Origin of the sequence: Photobacterium aphoticum (assembly GCF_001029435.1) — a bacterium.
Taxonomy (GTDB): domain Bacteria; phylum Pseudomonadota; class Gammaproteobacteria; order Enterobacterales; family Vibrionaceae; genus Photobacterium; species Photobacterium aphoticum.
The window spans coordinates 57,058-73,859 of record NZ_LDOV01000005.1 but is presented as its reverse complement, the minus strand read 5'-3'; the positions used below and the strand labels follow the sequence as shown (position 1 = coordinate 73,859).

The window sequence follows — 16,802 nt, the reverse complement described above, 5'->3', positions numbered from 1 at the left end:
GCCCCCCCGCACCACAGCCCCACAGGACCACAGGACCACAGGACCACAGGACCACAGGACCACAGGACCACAGGACCACAGGACCACAGGACCACAGGACCACAGGACCACAGGACCACAGGACCTTTTATCTGTTTTTGACTTTGCCCTTACTCGGAGCGAAGCGAGACCCGTCCCTTGAGACTCGTTCCTGCTCTATCTTTGCTGTTAACCGCCCCTAAAACCCTTTACGGCTTCTTATCACGCTTCATGGCGCGATCGTTTTCGGCTTGCTTGCTGATCAGATCATCCAGATCTTGCTCGCGTTTGTTCTTGGCGTGAGTGCCTTTTACGCTATCGCGTTGGCCAAACTTCATGTGTGCGGTGTATTTCAAGGCGGCGATATTACTGACGACCACCGCGACCACGATGATGCTGATCACCCAAGGGTTGAATAACCATTCCATTTATACCTCACCGACATTTGCAATGTACCGTGTATAAAGGGTATCAAGATTTGCCAGTATCTGCGACTTTCCTGCAATGTCAGTGGCTTGCAATGTGCGTTTGAGCATGTCTGGTGTCAGTTGTTGCAACAGGTGCTGGCTGATCGGGTAGTAGCTGATGTGCCAGGGCTCGCAGGCAACCCCTTGTCGCTCTTCGGCATATGGCAAGTAAAAGCCAAATTCAGGCATGGTGCGGTGTAGCCATTGGGCAAAGGCATGCTGGTGGCCGCCGGCTTCATATTCCCACGGCTCTAATTGCAGTGATGTGCCTTCAGGCAGGCAGTTGGCGGCGTAAACATCGACATCGGTGCCCCAATGATGGCGACTGCCACCCGGCAGGGCAGACCAACGTAAAATTGCATGGATCTTTTCCAGGTCGGTCAGGGTATCCGGATCCAGCGGTTGGCTGTGGTTGTCTAAAATCGGGCGCTGGCCGGTGAATTTGTTATTCCAAATCCACAGTTGGCGATCAAACGGGCGAAAAGCGCTGGCCAGTCGCATATCAAAACCGGTTTCAAGCGCAGCGGCTTGTAAGGCAAGCATGGCCGGCGCCATGTCGGCATGCACCATTTGATTATTGGTCGGGTTAATGACCACTAAATGGCTGGTGTCTTGGCCGGTAAGTTGCTCGGCCGTATGTGGCCGAGCGTGTTGTGGATGTTGAAGGGTCAAAGGGCTTTTTCCAACACTTTCTGGTACATGTCAGTCAGCTTCTCAAGATCAGCCACTTTCACGCACTCATTCACTTTATGGATAGTGGCATTCACCGGGCCTAGTTCCACAACTTGCGCGCCAGTGCGGGCAATGAAGCGGCCGTCTGAGGTACCACCGGTAGTGAGCAATTCCGGTGCCTGATGGTTCACTTCTTCAATAGCACTGACCACGGCTTCCAGCAGGGTACCTTTATCAGTTAGGAACGGGTGACCACTGAAAGTCCACTGAAGATCGTAATCAAGGCCGTGGGCATCCAGTACCGAATGCACTTTGCGTTTGATGTCTTCGACGGTCAGCTCGGTGCTGAAGCGGAAGTTAAACTGCACATGGAACTCGCCCGGGATCACGTTCGACGCCCCGGTGCCAGCCGCCACGTTAGCGATTTGGAAGCTCGTTGGCGGGAAGTAGTCGTTACCGTTATCCCACGTGGTTGCAGCCAGTTCGGCCAGTGCCGGCATCGCGCGGTGTACCGGGTTATCGGCTAAATGTGGGTAAGCCACGTGGCCTTGTACGCCTTTGACGATCACATCACCGGTGATGGAGCCGCGACGGCCATTTTTCACCACATCCCCTACGTGATGGGTGCTGGACGGCTCACCCACAATGCACATATCGATTTTCTCGTTACGTGCTTCTAGGGTGTCAATCACACGGGTGGTCCCGTTAATGAACGGGCCTTCTTCATCTGAGGTGATCAGCAGGGCGATAGAGCCGTTGTGATCCGGATGTTCAGCCAGAAAACGCTCAATGGCGACAATCATACAGGCCAGTGAGCCTTTCATGTCAGCGGCGCCACGGCCGTGTAAGTAGCCGTCGATGATGGTCGGTTCAAACGGGGCGGTGTGCCAGTGATTCAGGTTACCGGCAGGTACTACATCGGTGTGACCGGCAAACACAAACAGTGGTGCTTCAGTGCCGCGACGGGCCCACAGGTTAGTGGTATCTTCAAACACCATGGTCTCGATGGTAAAACCGAGTTGCTCGAGACGCGCGATCATCACGTCTTGGCAGCCGGCATCTTCTGGGGTCACCGAAGGGCGGCTGATAAAGTCTTTCGCCAGCGCGATAACGGGGCTGTCTGACATCCTTGTATCCTTCATTACTTGTCGTTAAAAATAGCGTGGTACTGATCTGGCTTAAAGCCAAGGTGGTACTGATTGTTGTGAACCAGCAGCGGGCGCTTGATCATCGCCGGGTATTCCAGCATCAGGTTCATCGCGCTGTCTTTATCCAGACCGGCTTTTTGTTCATCGGTCAGCTGGCGGAAGGTGGTACCGCGTTTGTTGAGCATCGCTTCCCAACCCAATGCCGCTTCAAATTGTTCCAGCATGTCACGATCCAGGCCATCCGTGCGGTAGTCGTGAAATTGGTAAGCAATCTGCTCGGCTTCAAGCCATTTCTTCATTTTTTTGATGGTATCGCAGTTCTTGATACCGTAAGCAATCGTACTCATTGTTATTAGGCTGACTTATGTTGTGAACTTGGTCTCTCTTTATAGCGGGAATCATCAACAGGCGCAACGGTACAGGGGAAGTGGTGAGTTTGCGGCGAAGGCCGAAGTCAGCACGAAATTTTCGCCACAAAAGAGACAGTACTGACACCCAAGTTGTTGATTAGTTGTTATTTTTATTGCTTTCACGTGAGTTGTGAAAAGTTTTGTGAGCAGGGTCACTCAACTGGGCGGTGAGGCGAGTCGAAATCGTGCCTCAATTTGATCAAACGCAACAACCGATTTTTATAAGACGGAATAATGAAATCCTCAAATTATGGAGGTCTCAATGGAATTGAATCCGGTTTTTGCTCGTCGTCTGTATTTAGCGTTGTTAGTCGAACAACTTGAACGTCCAAACGTGCCAAAGTTGATTGAAATTACGGGTTGGCCACGTCGTACCATTCAGGATGTACTGAAAGCCCTACCTGGTTTCGGTATTGAGTTGGCGTTCATTCAAGACGGTAAACGTCATAATGATGGTTACTACCAGTTAAGTGACTGGGGGCCATTTGACGTTCACTGGGTCGAGTCGCGAGAAAGGGATATCATCTCATCGGTCTCTTGCTGATAAAAAAACCGCAGAAATGCGGTTTTTTTATAGGTAACAAGCGGTACTCTCGTTCGAGGTTCTAGCGCCCCTGACTTTCCAGATATAACACCGTGGCGGCAGTGCGCGATTTCACTTGTAGCTTTTTCAATAAACTCTTCATGTGCACTTTGACCGTGGCTTCTGAAATAAACAGAGTGTCGGCAATTTGCTTGTTGCGATGGCCGCGTGCCACTTCTTTTAAGATCTGCATTTCCCGCTCGGTCAGAGTATCTAACAGTGAATCTTGTGCCTGGTTATCTGTCAGATATTCACGTACCAAGTCACTGTAGGCCTGACCGCCACATAAGGCTTGCTTGAGCAGGGCGATCAGTTGATCCGGCTCGGTATCTTTAAGCAGGTAGCCATCCGCGCCCGCGTTGATCAGCGCATGCACATCGGCACGGCTGTCAGAGACGGTCAGCACCACAATGCAGGACTGAATGCCTTCCAAACGCATGGCATTGAGGGTGTCCAGCCCAGACATGCCCTTCATGTTTAAATCCAGCAGGATCAAATCCGGCTCGGTATCGAGGGCCATTTGTACGGCATCGGCGCCATTGCTGGCTTCCCCTACAATCGTAAAGTCGCCTTCAAAGCTTAACAGTTGGCTGATCCCACGGCGCATAAGCGGGTGATCGTCAACAATCATTATTTTCCAGCAGGTCATTATCGGTATCCTTGCGGCTGGGGCGTAAAGTGAAGGGTGACGGTGCAGCCTTCCCCTTTGGCCGTGTTTATAGTCAGTGTACCGTGCAAGCGAGAGGCACGCTCGGTCATGATGGCGAGACCATAGTGGTTGAGCTTGTCATCATTGGGATCAAAGCCCAATCCATCATCCTGAATACTGATGGTCACTGTCTCGTCGTGTTGCTGGCAGCGCACGGTAATGGCCGTGGCGCTGGCATGTTTTATGGCGTTCAATACCGCTTCGCGGATCAATTGCAGCAGGTGCACTTGGTGGTGCGCCTCTAAATGGAGCGAAGAAAGTTGGTTGTCGATGGTGATCAACGCACTGCTCTGGGCTTCCAATGGGCTGAGCATCGCCCGTAACGCTTCCCCGAAATGGGTCTCTTTAATGGTCAGGCGGAAGGTACTGAGCAGCTCGCGCAGCTGGGTATAAGCGCCCGATAACCCCTCATCAATATCACGAATAATGCTGGTGGCCGGCGCGGTGTCATCTACCTGGCGTTTGAGCAACGTGACCTGAATTTTCAGGTATGACAAGGATTGTGCCAGCGAATCATGCAGCTCGCGGGCAATGGTGGCGCGCTCTTCCATCAACAGTAATTGTTCGGCCTGCTTCTGGGCGCGGTTGTAATAAATGCCGCGTGCCAAGGTACGGCTGATGTTCTCAATCAGGCTGTGATCCGGGCACGGTAGGGTGTATTGCCAGCCCAGGCGTCCCTGTATTTTGCCGTCAATCTCCAAATCTTGGTAGTGCCAGATGGCCTCGGTTGGCTCACCCGCCATCAGTTCGGTATTGGCCCCGCTTGGCTCTTCTATGATCAGTTGAGTGGCGGTGATCCCTTCAATCGTGTTCATGGTATTGAGCATGGCATGGAAATTTTGTGCGCTCAGGCGGCTGGCCTTGAGCTCTTGCGAGCAATCATACAGCACCTGCAACGAGTCATTGGCCTGTCGTAAACGGCGGGTTTTCACATCCACCTGCTTTTCCAAATTGCGATAGAGCTTGCCCAGTTCACTGGCCATGGTCGAAAACGCACCGGTGAGGATCCCCAGTTCATTGTCACTTTTGACCGGCAGGACAAGATCAAACTGGCCGTTTTGTACCTGTTCGCTGGCATGTACCAACTGATTGAGCGGGTTGACAATTTTTCGCTGCGTAAAGTGAATGATGAACAGGGTGATCAGCAGGATCAAACTCAGTCCGACACCGCCGACAATCGCCAGCAGTTGCAGCTTCACAATAGAAAATTCCTGTAACGCGTAAACAAACTGATCGATGCGATCGACAAAGCGTGCCACATCCGTCAGGAACTGCGCTTCGTGGCCGTTTTGTAACAGCGGATATAAGTCGTGCCAGCGGACGATCAGGTGATCGTAATGCTGCTGAATGCTTCGGGGGACCGTCCAGTGCTCTAACGCAGCCATCGACGGAGAAAAGAGGGATTGCTCAAAGTGTTCCAAATGCTCGTTGAGTTGCGGTGACTGAGTTTGAATGTCATAGGCCAGTCGGTAGCTTTGCATGCGCAGAGAGCCGGAGACGTTGATGGCTTCGGCATCATTGAGGCTGGATGCCAAGGTCAGCAGGGCAAAACTGGTGGTCACCACCGACAGCAACACAATGGCCAGCATGGCGCGGGCAATGGTGGTGGTGACGGGCTTAAGCGGTTGAGTGTGCAAGGCATTCCCTTTCTAAATCGTGTCAGGCGCGTGATGCCCTCGGTGAGGGATCGGCGTGATGTGCCACCGAACGCCTATTGTGTGTCTCAACTATAGTGAAAAGAGGACAAGGAACACAGAAGCGGTGACGTGTTACGTGTGATGGCTAGCCGCATTCAGGCGGTAACGTGCATATAGTGTGAAGAGTATCAATTTTATTTATTGATCCAAAACAATCTTGTCCCCCAAATAACCCTTACTGGGTATTTAAGCAAATATTACTGGATTTACACTATCGCATAGAAAAATGACGATTTATGAAAAAATATGAGTTGTCGCTATGGGGTGTTTGTCGTGTGACGCCAGTTGTCTTGTTTTGCGAGGCTGCCATCACGGTCATCTTGTTCATAACTTTTTACAAAGGATGTGTCGATGTTTGATCGTTCTCGCCGTCGCCTGTTGATGCGGCGTCAGCAACCGGATCTGCCGCGTCTGCCTTGGGTGGTGGATGAACAGACCTTCACCGATCACTGCACCCGCTGTAACCAGTGTGTCTCGCAATGTGAAACTCAGATCATCACCAAAGGGGACGGGGGTTTCCCTATCGTCGACTTTCAACGGGGCGAATGTACGTTTTGCTACCGCTGCGCGTTGGCGTGTCCTGAGTCCTTGTTTCGCCCGCAGCAGGAAGACCCGTGGCAACTCCATGCGGTGATCAGTGATGACTGCTTGGCGAACAAGAAGATCGAGTGCCGCAGTTGCGGTGATATGTGTGAGACCCAAGCGATTCGTTTCACGTTACAAATCGGTGGGGTAGCGACTCCGGCGATAGAGACGGATGCCTGCACCGGCTGCGGTGCTTGTATTGCAGTATGCCCGGCTTCGGCCATTTCCCTGGTGACAACAGATAAAGAAGGAGAGTAGCGATGGCGTTTCCTCAAGAAGTCCATATTTCCAGCTTGGTTGTTCATGTGAAGCCGGCCTATTTAGAGCCGGTGAAAGCGCAGATTGCCGCCCTGCCGAATGCGGAAATCTACGGTGACAGCGAAGAAGGCAAAGTGGTGGTGGTGCTTGAGACTGAATCTCAAGGCTATGTCACCGACACGATCGACAAGATTAATAACTTAGAACACGTTCTGACCACGTTTTTAGTGTTCCACCAAATTGAACACATTGACGCGCAATCTGAGGATGATTCATGAAAATGACCAGACGTGCATTTGTGAAAGCAAATGCCGCCGTTTCAGCCGCCGCCGTAGCCGGTATTTCGCTGCCGGCATCCGCCACGAACTTAATTGTGAGTGCCGATGAAACCAAAATTAAGTGGGACAAAGCGCCTTGTCGTTTTTGTGGTACGGGTTGCTCGGTGCTGGTGGGCACGCAAAATGGCCGCGTCGTCGCAACACAAGGGGATCCGGAAGCGCCGGTGAACCGTGGTCTGAACTGTATTAAAGGCTACTTCCTGTCAAAAATCATGTATGGCAAAGACCGTCTGCAAACGCCGATGTTGCGTATGAAAGACGGCAAGTTCCACAAAGACGGTGATTTTCAGCCGATCACGTGGGATCAAGCCTTTGATGTGATGGCGGAGAAATGGAAAGCAGCACTGAAAAAACACGGTCCGTCCGGTGTCGGTATGTTCGGCTCGGGTCAGTGGACGGTGATGGAAGGTTATGCCGCCTCAAAAATGATGAAGGCAGGCTTCCGTTCGAACAATATCGATCCGAACGCGCGCCACTGTATGGCATCAGCCGTTGTGGGCTTTATGCGCACCTTTGGTATCGATGAGCCAATGGGGTGTTATGACGATTTCGAGCACGCGGATTCTTTCGTGCTGTGGGGCTCGAACATGGCAGAAATGCACCCGGTATTGTGGACCCGCATTACGGATCGCCGCCTGAGTCATCCGCATGTGAAAGTGAACGTGTTGTCGACCTACACCCACCGCTCGTTTGAGCTGGCGGATAACGGCATGGTGTTTGAACCGCAAACCGATCTGGCGATCGCGAACTTTATCGCTAATTACATTATCCAAAACGATGCCGTGAACTGGGATTTTGTCAATAAGCACACCCACTTCAAGCGTGCGGAAACGGATATCGGTTACGGCCTGCGTGATGAGCACCCGTTGCAGCAGCAAGCCAAGCATGCCAACTCCGGCAAGATGTTCCCAATGACCTTTGAAGAGTACAAAGCGTCAGTGGCGGAATACACGGTTGAGAAAGCCTCGGCGATGTCGGGCGTGCCAGAAGACAAACTGATTGAGCTGGCCAAACAGTATGCAGATCCGAACCGCAAGGTGATGTCGCTGTGGACCATGGGCATGAACCAGCACACCCGTGGCGTGTGGATGAATAGCCTGGTGTACAACATTCACCTGCTGACCGGCAAAATCTCTCAGCCGGGTAACAGCCCATTCTCGCTGACGGGTCAGCCTTCAGCCTGTGGTACCGCCCGTGAAGTGGGCACCTTTGCTCACCGCTTGCCGGCCGACATGGTGGTGGCGAACCCGAAACACCGCGCCATTGCGGAGAAAATCTGGAAATTGCCGGAAGGGACAATTCCACCGAAGCCGGGTTTCCACGCGGTGCTGCAAGATCGCATGCTTAAAGACGGCAAGATGAATGCGTACTGGGTGATGTGTAACAACAACATGCAGGCCGGTCCGAACATCAATGAAGAGCGTTTGCCGGGCTACCGAAATCCTGAAAACTTCATCGTGTGTTCGGATCCGTACCCGACGGTGACGGCACAAGCGGCGGACCTGATTTTGCCAACGGCGATGTGGGTCGAGAAAGAAGGGGCTTACGGTAACGCCGAGCGTCGTACACAGGTGTGGTATCAGCAGGTACAGGCCGGCGGTGAAGCGAAATCGGATCTGTGGCAGATCATGGAGTTTTCTAAGCGCTTTACGGTGGAAGAAGTCTGGGGTGAAGAGCTGCTAGCGAAAGCACCACAGTACCGTGGCAAGACCATGTATGACGTGTTGTACCGTAATGGTCAGGTCGATCAGTTCCCGCTGTCTGAAGCCCAGTCGCTCAATGATGATGCGCAGACACAAGGCTTCTACGTACAGAAAGGCCTGTTTGAAGAATACGCCAGCTTTGGCCGTGGTCACGGTCATGACTTGGCACCGTACGATACTTACCATCAGGTACGCGGTTTACGCTGGCCGGTGGTGAATGGCAAAGAAACCCAGTGGCGTTTTGCTGAAGGTTCGGATCCTTATGTGCCTGCCGGTGAGAAATTCCGTTTCTACGGCCACAAAGACGGTAAAGCAAACATCATCTTTGCGCCATTTGAACCGGCGCCGGAAGTGCCTGACAACGAATACGACATGTGGCTGTGTACCGGTCGTGTGCTGGAGCACTGGCATACCGGCACTATGACCCGCCGCGTGCCTGAATTGTTCAAAGCGGTACCGGATGCGGTGTGTTACATCCATCCCGCTGACGCCAAAGCGCGTGGGGTTCGCCGTGGCGATGAAGTGTTGTTGCAGTCACGTCGTGGTGAAGTACGTTGCCGCGTTGAAACCCGTGGCCGTAACCGTCCGCCAGAAGGCTTGGTATTTGTGCCATTCTTTGATGCGCGCATTCTGATCAACAAGCTGGTTCTGGATGCCACGGATCCGCTGTCTAAGCAGACCGACTTCAAGAAGTGCCCGATTAAGATCACGAAAGTCTAACGACGCCATCCCTTTTATAAGTGCATGTCTCGCGCTGGCCTTACAGCATGGGGCGGGACATGTGCTGACTGAATTTTGCCTGTAGGCGGAGAAGAACATGAAAAAAGTAATTGTTGCGGTGATGGCGCTGGGCATGTTGATGGCCGGTGTTGTCCAGAGTGCAGAAGCATTGCACAACCCAGGAGGCACTGGCGGTGTGGAATCACTGCGTGGTGCCAGCGAGATTGAAACGACCCGTGCGGCGGATCCGATGAAACGCTACCCGCGCGATCAGGGCGTCATTGACAGTGATTATGTCTATCAGCCGCCGCTGATCCCGCACACGATTCGTAACTACGAAGTGTCGCAAAATGCCAATAAATGTCTGGCGTGTCATAGCTGGAAAAACGCCAAAGACATGGGTGCGACCAAGATCAGTGTGACGCACTACCAGTCACCGCGTCAGGGGCAGGTATTGTCTGATGTGTCACCGTCTCGCTACTTCTGTTTGCAGTGTCACGTACCACAAGCGGATGCCAAGCCATTGGTGGGTAATGATTTCCAACGTGTTGATGCCTTGCGCTAACCGTCGCTAAGCAGCTAAGAGAGGCTAGGTAAGATGAAGATCATCAAGGCATTTTGGCGCCGCTTAACGTCACCGAGTAAAGTGGCGGTGGGTGTGGTGTTATTCATGGGGTTCATGGGCGGTTTGCTGTTCTGGGGCGCGTTTAATACCGGCATGGAAGCGACCAATACGGAAGCGTTCTGTTCGGGCTGTCATGCCCCTATCGTGAAAGAAATTCAGGAAACGGTGCACTATTCTAACCGTTCAGGGGTACGAGCGATTTGTTCTGACTGTCATGTACCGCATAATTGGACGGACAAAATTGTACGTAAAGTACAGGCATCGAAAGAGCTGGTGGCTCATGCATTGGGCACCATTGATACCGAAGAGAAGTTTCAGGCGCGCCGAGGACATCTGGCCAGCCGGGAATGGCAGCGTATGAAGAACAATGACTCGCAAGAGTGCCGTAACTGTCACGAATTCGAGTACATGGACTTTTCAGAGCAAGGGCCGCGCAGTATGAAGCAGCACTCTACCGCGTTGGCATCCGGCGATAAGACCTGTGTGGATTGTCACAAAGGGATTGCCCATAAGTTGCCTGATATGAAAGGCGTGGAAGGCTGGCAGTAAGGTGAGGAGAGAGGCATGAGTACACTTGAATCCATTTTTTGGCATACCTTGGGTTACGCGGCGATGCCGGTGATCATCCTCAGTGGGTTTGCGGCGGTCGCAGTGGTGTCGGTTTGGTTACTGTCACTGGGGAAAGATAAAAATCTGTAATGGGTGAGCGCACGGGATGACACATCATTGATGGGTTTAGTGCCATGCATGTACAGAGAGGCGGTTCGACAGAGACGTCGGAACAGGAACGGAAAGCAAAAGCCATGTCATGTGACATGGCTTTTTTATTTGTGCGCTATGTGGTGAACCGAGTGGCGTGCAGGGAAGAGTGATGAAACCGGCCCTGTTGGCGTGTTGCGATGAAACACGGCCAAGGCTGCTAAGCCTAACCACAGGGCATCAATGGCGGCCCACTCTTGCAGGAAATGCATCATGGTGTGTGATCCCCAAACAAGATCAAACACCTGTAATGCGGTCATGATAACGATGCCCAATAAGCAGAAAAGTTGAAAGCTAGCTTTGTCCACGGATGTATCCTCATTCGTTCTATGCACAAAGTATAGATCGCATTGAGAATTATTATCAATTGGTTTTAATGTTTTTATTCGCTCTGCACATAACCGGCAGTCAACAAATGGTGACGAAACTGTTCAGCCCGTTCTCGATTCACGCCAAAATCGGAATACCCGACACGGGAAGCGGAACGCACCTCCAAGATATCGCCCACTTGCATCACTTCAAAGTCGTCTTTGAAGCGGAAAAACATGCTGGTACACACCACACGGAAATAATCGGGACGTTCGTCAGCCAGTGCGGCACCGGGCAGGGTCAGCGCTAAGCGTTGGATTTGTTTCCAGCTTTTCGTGCCTTTGGCCGTGAGCACAAAGGGAGATAAGTAATGGGCTTCGCGTTCATCCTGTGTCGAAACACAGTTAGGGCTATCCCCGCAAATGTGGTTGATTTGGTAACGATTGACGGTCGTGTCAGCCTGATCGGCGCTGCCACAGCCAATGAGCAGGCTGGTGGCGGCAAACAGAGCCAGTGTACGGTATAGAGCTGGGCGCATGGTGCAATTCTCCTTATTGGCCTCGCGCGAGTGTTTATAGCTGGGTGTAAGCGATAAAGCCAACCCAAGACAGAGCCAGCAAGACCCAAGGCAGCCATTGCTGACGCGCCGGTGCGTGGTCATGTGCCGGGGCTGTCGCCGTCGTCACTTCATCGGTGTCTGTTTGTTTGTCTTTAATCTGCTTTTTACGCAGCTTATCGCGCTCACGGGATTTGGCTTTTTGTTGTTTCTTATAAAGCTCTATACCGTGTTGGATCCCTTGGGCGATCAGTTTGGTTTGTTCTTTGGTTTGCCCTGGCTTTTGGGTTGCGCGGGCAATCTTCATTGCTTCGGTTTGCGTTTCCGGTGAAGGAGTCGAGTGTACTTTTTTTGTCGCCATGAATTTGGTCGCCATGAATAGGGTCGCCATGCAGGTGGTCGTTTTGACATGAACATCTGTCAGAACACGAATAAATAAATTATACCGATAGCGTAATTAATTGGTATGAGGTGGAAAAAATTGTCTTGTGGATCGTAATTATATTTCAAAAAATGTACGAAATATGAATGCAATGTTTATGCTTTCTTTATTCAATAAACACATGAAAAGTAATGGTAATGTGCGTATGTGATGGATTGGATTGAATAATCCTACACACTGTGATGTCTGTAAGAAAATTAGAAAAACGCCGTTTTAGAACGAAAAAAACGTGATCTGGCTTACAAGACCTATTCCTAAACAGTGCGGTGAGCCACAGAATTTAGCGTTTGCAGTGGTGGTAGTCTCAGAAAGGATTATCTTGACGCTACGGTATGACGGAAAACCCGCTGAATGTGACCTGTGTGTTTCAGGTGCAGCAGGATTGACCGAGTGAACGACGAACCTTGGCCGTGCTATTGAAAAGCCGCGTGTTCACCTCCATTGCATAATCAGAGATGTGTAATGAGGTAGAACAGTGTTATATCCAATAGAAGCCTATGACAAGCATGGCTTGTTAAAACCGTCCGCCATGCTTTGGCTGTGTTTCTGGTTCAGTGCCAAAGCCTGGATTGTGTTTGTGATGGCAGGGGCAAGTCGGCAACACGGGGCACAAGTGCTGGAAATCCTCTACCCCGTGCCAGAGAACTTATATCTGGCGATGGGACTGGGACTACCTGCAGTGATTCTGATGTGGTTAGCCGGGTACCGATACAAAAATAATAACGTCATAAATTGGGTATGGCAGCGCGGAAAATATGTCCTGTTGCTGAGCTATGCCATCGATTGTGCTTTACAAGTGTATCAATTGATCCTCACTCACGGTGAGTTCAGTTGGACCCGCGCGGTAACCTTATTACTTACGGTTTGGCTCGGGTGGTATCTCTTCCGCAGTTCGCGTGTGAAGAATACCTTCGCGGATAAGCCGTTGGAAGAGGTAAAGAGTCATGAACGAATGGGGTAAAGGCTTAGTCCTGTTCAGTGCGCTGTTAAGCCCACTGGCAATGGCGGACTGGCTGTTGGATGTTAACTTTGAAGTGACCGGCGCATCGGGTGTGACCCAGTCGGTGAATACGTCACTGTCATTGTTGCCGGGTGAAGAGACGGTCTTTTTTGGTACGGCAGATGCGGGTCAAACGGCGCGTGAAATGGTCGGCAGTGCTGAATTGCTGGCGGTATCTGCAGAAGAAGTGACGATTGCGTTTAAAGTCAAAGAGCGTCTGGATGACGGCGGCTGGCGTACCGTGATTGCACCTACATTATCTACCGGTCTGGATGCACCGGCATTATTTGAATCACACGACAGCGATGATGAGCAAGTCAAACTACAAGTAGCAGTGACAACCGTATAAGGAGATCGTTTTGTCTTCCATGCTTCTTTAAAGCGCTCCCAACAGGGAGCGTTTTTTATTGCCGCGCTTTTTTATGCCGATACATGGCCTTGTCAGCCCGTGACAAGAAGCGTTGCGGACAATCCCCATCATGATAAAACGTGATCCCGACACTGGCGCCAATATGAATCACCTGATTGCCAATGTGAAAGGGTTGCGCGGCCTGCTCTGTAATGGCATCTGCCAGCTGTTGCGACGTCGATTGACACGCCGTTTTCAGTAACACCACAAACTCATCGCCTGCCAGACGGGCAAAGAACCCATCATAGGCCAATACTGATCCACTTATACGGTGGCAGAAGTGTTGTAACACTTGATCCCCCGCATCATGGCCGAACGTATCATTAACGGATTTGAACCGGTTTAAATCAATAAACAGCAAGGCCGGCTGTGATTGGGTAATACGCTTTTTCTCTATCACGTGTTGTATGCGTTCGAGCAGCGCATACCGGTTGGCGATCCCTGTTAACGGATCAATGCGGATCCCGCGCTCTGCGTGTGCAGTGGCCTCTTGACTGCTGATGACGGTTTGTTGCAATAGTCGGTTGGCACGGTAGAAATACAGGCACAGTGCACTGCTGGTGAGTAGCCCCCCCAGCCCAATTACCGCCCAGGGCAAAATATCCGCCCACATGATGCCCTGCGGGGGCGTGAAGAAAAACCGGGAGGTCATCTCAATAGGAGGGATCAAGCCAATTTCCGCTAAGCTATCGGCAATGTGTTGCCAGCGTGTCAGGCTCATATGGCCGATTGTCACGGTGTCGGCTTTGATGAGTGCCACTGCATACTGTAATTCGTGATAGAGGTGAGCGCGGCTTTTGCCGGTGTCGTAATGGGTCAGGATATGCTCGACCGTTTCATCAGGGTGCGCGAGGGCATACGCCCATCCTTGCAAACTGGCCGAGAGGAAGCGTTCAACCAATACCGGGTGTTTGTCGGCAAATTCGCTGTGGGTAAACAACACATCACTGTAGTAATGGATGCCGTGATCCGCCGGATTAAAAATGCGAACATCGACGCCTTGCTGGGCAAAATAAAACGGTTCATTGGTGATGTAGCCATTAAACACATCGACATCCTGTCGGTGTAAATCGGTGTCATGGCCAGTGGCGGGAATGTGCTGTAATTCGTGCAGACGGATATTGTGTTTGGCCAGCAGGTGGATCAATTCTGCATCGGCCGTACCCGGTGATAAACGAATACGCTTTTCCCGCATGTTTTGTACGGAATGTACGGGGCTATTGGCCGGTGTGAGTAAGACAGCCGGTGATTGCTGAAAAATCGCCGCCATCGCGCGCACAGGCAAACCTTGGCTAAAACCAATGAGGACTTCACTGTTACCGACGGCAAACTCTGCCTGGCCTTCGAGGACTTGCTGTAAGGGCAGGGTACCGGCCTGATTCGGTCGCAATGTCACATCCAGCCCTTGAGCCTGATAAAAGCCCTTCGCTTTGGCCATGTAATAGCCGGCGAACTGGGCTTGATGAGACCAGCGCAATTGCAGTGTTACGCTGTCCTGTGCCCAGCTGGGCAGAGACAGGCAACCGAATAATAAGCAGAAGAAAAGGCGTAGCATCGTGACGTAGGAATGCGCTGTGCAATTATTGGCATATTAATGCCGTGATCTTTATCTTTTCGTCGCTGGAAGTAAAGGAAATTGAAGGTTATTTGCGAGCGCTGATAATGATCAATTATCCCGCTGTAAATCGCGCTATAATCCTTGCGAATTCAGTTTGTCCTTATGAGATCAGTCCAACCGCCTCATATAAAGTGCGATGTGCGGTGTGGCAGTAATAGGGATCAATGTAAGCACGCGCTATTTAGGAGAAGAATATGGCCACTGCACAACCTCTGATTTTGCCTGAGGCAGGTCCATTTGCATTGTATGCGGTAATGAAAGTGACGGGTGACGCAAAAGCGGTGTTGGCACAGTGTCAGCAGATCCACGAGCAGGTTGCCGCGCTGAACGAACTGCAGCCGCATTCTGACCTTCGTGCAAGTATCGCATTCGGTAAAGATTTCTGGTTGTCGCTGGAAAAAGGTTGCCCTGCGCAATTTGAAGATTTTGCCCCACTAGGTAAAGGTGACATCACTGCGCCAGCAACGGGTGGTGACATTCTGCTACACGTGAACTCAAGCCGCCACGATTTGAACTTCTACCTATTGCGCCAGTTCATGCAGCCGATTGCTGAGCAGATTGAAGTGATGGATGAAACATACGGTTTCCGTTACCTGGACGCACGTGACATGACGGGCTTCATCGATGGGACAGAAAACCCGAAAACCCGTGAAGCACGCGCAGATGTGGCGTTGATTCAAAACGGTGAGTTTGCCGGTGGTAGCTTTGTGATGCTACAGCGTTTTGTGCATAACCTGCCGGCGTTTAACCGTCTGAACATGCAAGCACAGGAAAAAGTGATTGGCCGTACTAAGCCAGACTCTGTGGAGCTGGAAGACGTACCAGCGGCATCACACGTAGGTCGTGTGGATATCAAAGAAGAAGGCAAAGGCCTGAAGATTGTGCGTCACAGCCTGCCATACGGCACCGTGACAGGCGATCATGGTTTACTGTTCATTGCTTACTGTCACACACAGCATAACTTCAATGTGATGCTAGAGAGCATGTACGGCGAAACGGACGGCAAAACAGACCAACTACTGCGCTTTACCACGGCAGTAACCGGTGCGTACTTCTTTGCACCGTCAATGGAAGTACTGGCTGCGCTATAAGGTGTGGCGGTAATTCAAAGCGTAAAAGTATCCCTGGCCGAAAGGCTGGGGATTTTTTTTGAGAAGAGGAAAGGAACGAGTCATGCTGCGTCCCTAAATACTCGATGCCTGTTTTTCGCCCATAAAAAAACGCTGCCCTTAGGCAGCGTTTTTTACAAAGATTGAAGCAATCTTATTTCTTGATGCGGATAACTGGAGTTTCACCCACAGTTGTTGCGCCAGAAAGTTTGTTCAGCTCTTTGATTTCGTCCATGTTAGAGATAACAACTGGAGTCAGAGTTGATTTTGCTTTCTCTTCTAGCAGTGCTAGATCGAACTCAATGATAGTGTCGCCCACTTTCACAGTTTGGCCTTCTTCCGCGATACGCGTGAAGCCTTCACCTTTCAGTTCAACTGTGTCGATACCGAAGTGAACGAATAGCTCGATGCCGTCGTCAGACTCGATAGAGAATGCGTGGTTCGTTTCGAAAATCTTACCGATAGTACCGTTAACTGGTGCAACCATTTTGTTGCCAGCTGGTTTGATAGCGATACCGTCACCAACGATTTTCTCTGCGAAAACAACATCTGGCACGTCTTCGATGTTTACGATTTCGCCAGATAGTGGTGCGATGATTTCAATAGCACCAGCTTCATTGCTGTCGTCAGAAACCAGCTTCTTCAATTTGTCAAACAGACCCATATC

Annotated in this window: 21 protein-coding genes; 10 read left to right on the top strand and 11 right to left on the bottom strand. The window is 51.3% G+C overall.

Annotated features, from left to right (window positions below; all coding sequences use genetic code 11):
• Positions 1–227: 227 nt before the first annotated feature.
• Genes ABT58_RS02855 through ABT58_RS02840 form a run of 4 tightly spaced genes read right to left on the bottom strand, consistent with a single transcriptional unit; the run spans position 228 to position 2,652 of the window.
• Entirely contained in the window at positions 228–446 is a 219-nt protein-coding gene (locus tag ABT58_RS02855; RefSeq protein WP_047872854.1) for a DUF2897 family protein, read from the bottom strand.
• Positions 447–1,157, bottom strand: coding sequence for a M15 family metallopeptidase (locus ABT58_RS02850; protein ID WP_047872853.1), 711 nt, complete (start codon positions 1,155–1,157; stop codon positions 447–449).
• Complete coding sequence (gene dapE, locus ABT58_RS02845) at positions 1,154–2,284, bottom strand: succinyl-diaminopimelate desuccinylase (protein ID WP_047872852.1); 1,131 nt, start codon at positions 2,282–2,284, stop codon at positions 1,154–1,156. Before dapE ends, ABT58_RS02850 begins: the two co-directional genes overlap by 4 nt.
• Before the next feature lie 14 nt (positions 2,285–2,298).
• Positions 2,299–2,652 (bottom strand): ArsC family reductase, encoded by a 354-nt coding sequence (locus tag ABT58_RS02840; RefSeq protein ID WP_047872851.1) that lies wholly within the window; start codon positions 2,650–2,652, stop codon positions 2,299–2,301.
• Between the two features lie 325 nt (positions 2,653–2,977).
• Between ABT58_RS02840 and ABT58_RS02835 the strand changes: the two genes are divergently transcribed.
• Positions 2,978–3,259 (top strand): winged helix-turn-helix domain-containing protein, encoded by a 282-nt coding sequence (locus ABT58_RS02835; RefSeq protein ID WP_047872850.1) that lies wholly within the window; start codon positions 2,978–2,980, stop codon positions 3,257–3,259.
• Between the two features lie 61 nt (positions 3,260–3,320).
• On the opposite strand, the gene ABT58_RS02830 is transcribed toward ABT58_RS02835, so the two are convergent.
• Entirely contained in the window at positions 3,321–3,947 is a 627-nt protein-coding gene (locus ABT58_RS02830) for a response regulator (RefSeq protein WP_047872849.1), read from the bottom strand.
• Entirely contained in the window at positions 3,947–5,644 is a 1,698-nt protein-coding gene (narQ, locus tag ABT58_RS02825) for a nitrate/nitrite two-component system sensor histidine kinase NarQ (protein ID WP_082210916.1), read from the bottom strand. The genes ABT58_RS02830 and narQ overlap by 1 nt, the downstream gene beginning before the upstream one ends.
• A 411-nt stretch (positions 5,645–6,055) precedes the next feature.
• On the opposite strand from narQ, the gene napF reads away from it, so the two are divergent.
• From napF to ABT58_RS23645, 6 genes are all read left to right on the top strand, one after another.
• Positions 6,056–6,547: a ferredoxin-type protein NapF gene (gene napF / locus ABT58_RS02820; protein WP_047872848.1), complete on the top strand. Its 492-nt coding sequence runs from the start codon at positions 6,056–6,058 to the stop codon at positions 6,545–6,547.
• 2 nt (positions 6,548–6,549) lie between these two features.
• Entirely contained in the window at positions 6,550–6,825 is a 276-nt protein-coding gene (locus ABT58_RS02815) for a chaperone NapD (RefSeq protein WP_047872847.1), read from the top strand.
• Positions 6,822–9,308: a periplasmic nitrate reductase subunit alpha gene (napA, locus tag ABT58_RS02810; protein WP_047872846.1), complete on the top strand. Its 2,487-nt coding sequence runs from the start codon at positions 6,822–6,824 to the stop codon at positions 9,306–9,308. The genes ABT58_RS02815 and napA overlap by 4 nt, the downstream gene beginning before the upstream one ends.
• Positions 9,309–9,429: 121 nt before the next feature.
• Positions 9,430–9,873 (top strand): nitrate reductase cytochrome c-type subunit, encoded by a 444-nt coding sequence (locus ABT58_RS02805; protein WP_373300198.1) that lies wholly within the window; start codon positions 9,430–9,432, stop codon positions 9,871–9,873.
• Positions 9,874–9,906: 33 nt separating this feature from the next.
• Positions 9,907–10,482: a NapC/NirT family cytochrome c gene (locus ABT58_RS02800; RefSeq protein ID WP_047872844.1), complete on the top strand. Its 576-nt coding sequence runs from the start codon at positions 9,907–9,909 to the stop codon at positions 10,480–10,482.
• Positions 10,483–10,497: 15 nt separating this feature from the next.
• Positions 10,498–10,632 (top strand): TIGR02808 family protein, encoded by a 135-nt coding sequence (locus ABT58_RS23645; protein ID WP_082210915.1) that lies wholly within the window; start codon positions 10,498–10,500, stop codon positions 10,630–10,632.
• 125 nt (positions 10,633–10,757) lie between these two features.
• On the opposite strand, the gene ABT58_RS02795 is transcribed toward ABT58_RS23645, so the two are convergent.
• From ABT58_RS02795 to ABT58_RS02785, 3 genes are all read right to left on the bottom strand, one after another.
• The gene (locus tag ABT58_RS02795; RefSeq protein ID WP_047872843.1) at positions 10,758–11,000 is read right to left on the bottom strand and encodes a hypothetical protein; all 243 of its coding nucleotides are present in this window, start codon (positions 10,998–11,000) and stop codon (positions 10,758–10,760) included.
• A gap of 74 nt (positions 11,001–11,074) precedes the next feature.
• Positions 11,075–11,539, bottom strand: coding sequence for a DUF1499 domain-containing protein (locus tag ABT58_RS02790; RefSeq protein WP_047872842.1), 465 nt, complete (start codon positions 11,537–11,539; stop codon positions 11,075–11,077).
• Positions 11,540–11,573: 34 nt separating this feature from the next.
• Positions 11,574–11,948, bottom strand: coding sequence for a DUF2956 domain-containing protein (locus ABT58_RS02785; protein ID WP_229821692.1), 375 nt, complete (start codon positions 11,946–11,948; stop codon positions 11,574–11,576).
• Positions 11,949–12,474: 526 nt separating this feature from the next.
• Between ABT58_RS02785 and ABT58_RS02780 the strand changes: the two genes are divergently transcribed.
• Positions 12,475–12,960 carry a DUF2919 domain-containing protein gene (locus ABT58_RS02780; protein ID WP_047872841.1) on the top strand — a complete coding sequence of 162 codons (486 nt, stop codon included), beginning with the start codon at positions 12,475–12,477 and terminating at the stop codon, positions 12,958–12,960.
• On the top strand, positions 12,944–13,348 hold the full coding sequence (locus ABT58_RS02775) for a hypothetical protein (protein ID WP_047872840.1): 405 nt from the start codon (positions 12,944–12,946) through the stop codon (positions 13,346–13,348). The genes ABT58_RS02780 and ABT58_RS02775 overlap by 17 nt, the downstream gene beginning before the upstream one ends.
• Before the next feature lie 55 nt (positions 13,349–13,403).
• On the opposite strand, the gene ABT58_RS02770 is transcribed toward ABT58_RS02775, so the two are convergent.
• Positions 13,404–14,963 carry a GGDEF domain-containing protein gene (locus tag ABT58_RS02770; RefSeq protein WP_047872839.1) on the bottom strand — a complete coding sequence of 520 codons (1,560 nt, stop codon included), beginning with the start codon at positions 14,961–14,963 and terminating at the stop codon, positions 13,404–13,406.
• Positions 14,964–15,220: 257 nt separating this feature from the next.
• Between ABT58_RS02770 and ABT58_RS02765 the strand changes: the two genes are divergently transcribed.
• On the top strand, positions 15,221–16,117 hold the full coding sequence (locus ABT58_RS02765) for a Dyp-type peroxidase (RefSeq protein WP_047872838.1): 897 nt from the start codon (positions 15,221–15,223) through the stop codon (positions 16,115–16,117).
• A 172-nt stretch (positions 16,118–16,289) separates the two neighbouring features.
• Here the strand turns inward: ABT58_RS02765 and crr are convergent, their stop codons facing one another.
• Positions 16,290–16,799 carry a PTS glucose transporter subunit IIA gene (gene crr / locus ABT58_RS02760; protein ID WP_047872837.1) on the bottom strand — a complete coding sequence of 170 codons (510 nt, stop codon included), beginning with the start codon at positions 16,797–16,799 and terminating at the stop codon, positions 16,290–16,292.
• Between the last annotated feature and the right edge of the window lie 3 nt (positions 16,800–16,802).

Excerpts from the sequence above, each read along its gene's own strand:
- ABT58_RS02785 (WP_229821692.1), bottom strand. The coding sequence starts at position 11,948 with ATGGCGACCCTATTCATGGCGACCAAATTCATGGCGACAAAAAAAGTA.
- ABT58_RS02770 (WP_047872839.1), bottom strand. The coding sequence starts at position 14,963 with ATGCTACGCCTTTTCTTCTGCTTATTATTCGGTTGCCTGTCTCTGCCC.
- ABT58_RS02800 (WP_047872844.1), top strand. The coding sequence starts at position 9,907 with ATGAAGATCATCAAGGCATTTTGGCGCCGCTTAACGTCACCGAGTAAA.
- ABT58_RS02815 (WP_047872847.1), top strand. The coding sequence starts at position 6,550 with ATGGCGTTTCCTCAAGAAGTCCATATTTCCAGCTTGGTTGTTCATGTG.
- crr (WP_047872837.1), bottom strand. The coding sequence starts at position 16,799 with ATGGGTCTGTTTGACAAATTGAAGAAGCTGGTTTCTGACGACAGCAAT.
- ABT58_RS02835 (WP_047872850.1), top strand. The coding sequence starts at position 2,978 with ATGGAATTGAATCCGGTTTTTGCTCGTCGTCTGTATTTAGCGTTGTTA.
- ABT58_RS02775 (WP_047872840.1), top strand. The coding sequence starts at position 12,944 with ATGAACGAATGGGGTAAAGGCTTAGTCCTGTTCAGTGCGCTGTTAAGC.
- ABT58_RS02830 (WP_047872849.1), bottom strand. The coding sequence starts at position 3,947 with ATGACCTGCTGGAAAATAATGATTGTTGACGATCACCCGCTTATGCGC.
- napA (WP_047872846.1), top strand. The coding sequence starts at position 6,822 with ATGAAAATGACCAGACGTGCATTTGTGAAAGCAAATGCCGCCGTTTCA.
- ABT58_RS02765 (WP_047872838.1), top strand. The coding sequence starts at position 15,221 with ATGGCCACTGCACAACCTCTGATTTTGCCTGAGGCAGGTCCATTTGCA.
- dapE (WP_047872852.1), bottom strand. The coding sequence starts at position 2,284 with ATGTCAGACAGCCCCGTTATCGCGCTGGCGAAAGACTTTATCAGCCGC.
- ABT58_RS23645 (WP_082210915.1), top strand. The coding sequence starts at position 10,498 with ATGAGTACACTTGAATCCATTTTTTGGCATACCTTGGGTTACGCGGCG.
- napF (WP_047872848.1), top strand. The coding sequence starts at position 6,056 with ATGTTTGATCGTTCTCGCCGTCGCCTGTTGATGCGGCGTCAGCAACCG.
- ABT58_RS02805 (WP_373300198.1), top strand. The coding sequence starts at position 9,430 with ATGGCGCTGGGCATGTTGATGGCCGGTGTTGTCCAGAGTGCAGAAGCA.
- ABT58_RS02790 (WP_047872842.1), bottom strand. The coding sequence starts at position 11,539 with ATGCGCCCAGCTCTATACCGTACACTGGCTCTGTTTGCCGCCACCAGC.
- ABT58_RS02840 (WP_047872851.1), bottom strand. The coding sequence starts at position 2,652 with ATGAGTACGATTGCTTACGGTATCAAGAACTGCGATACCATCAAAAAA.
- ABT58_RS02855 (WP_047872854.1), bottom strand. The coding sequence starts at position 446 with ATGGAATGGTTATTCAACCCTTGGGTGATCAGCATCATCGTGGTCGCG.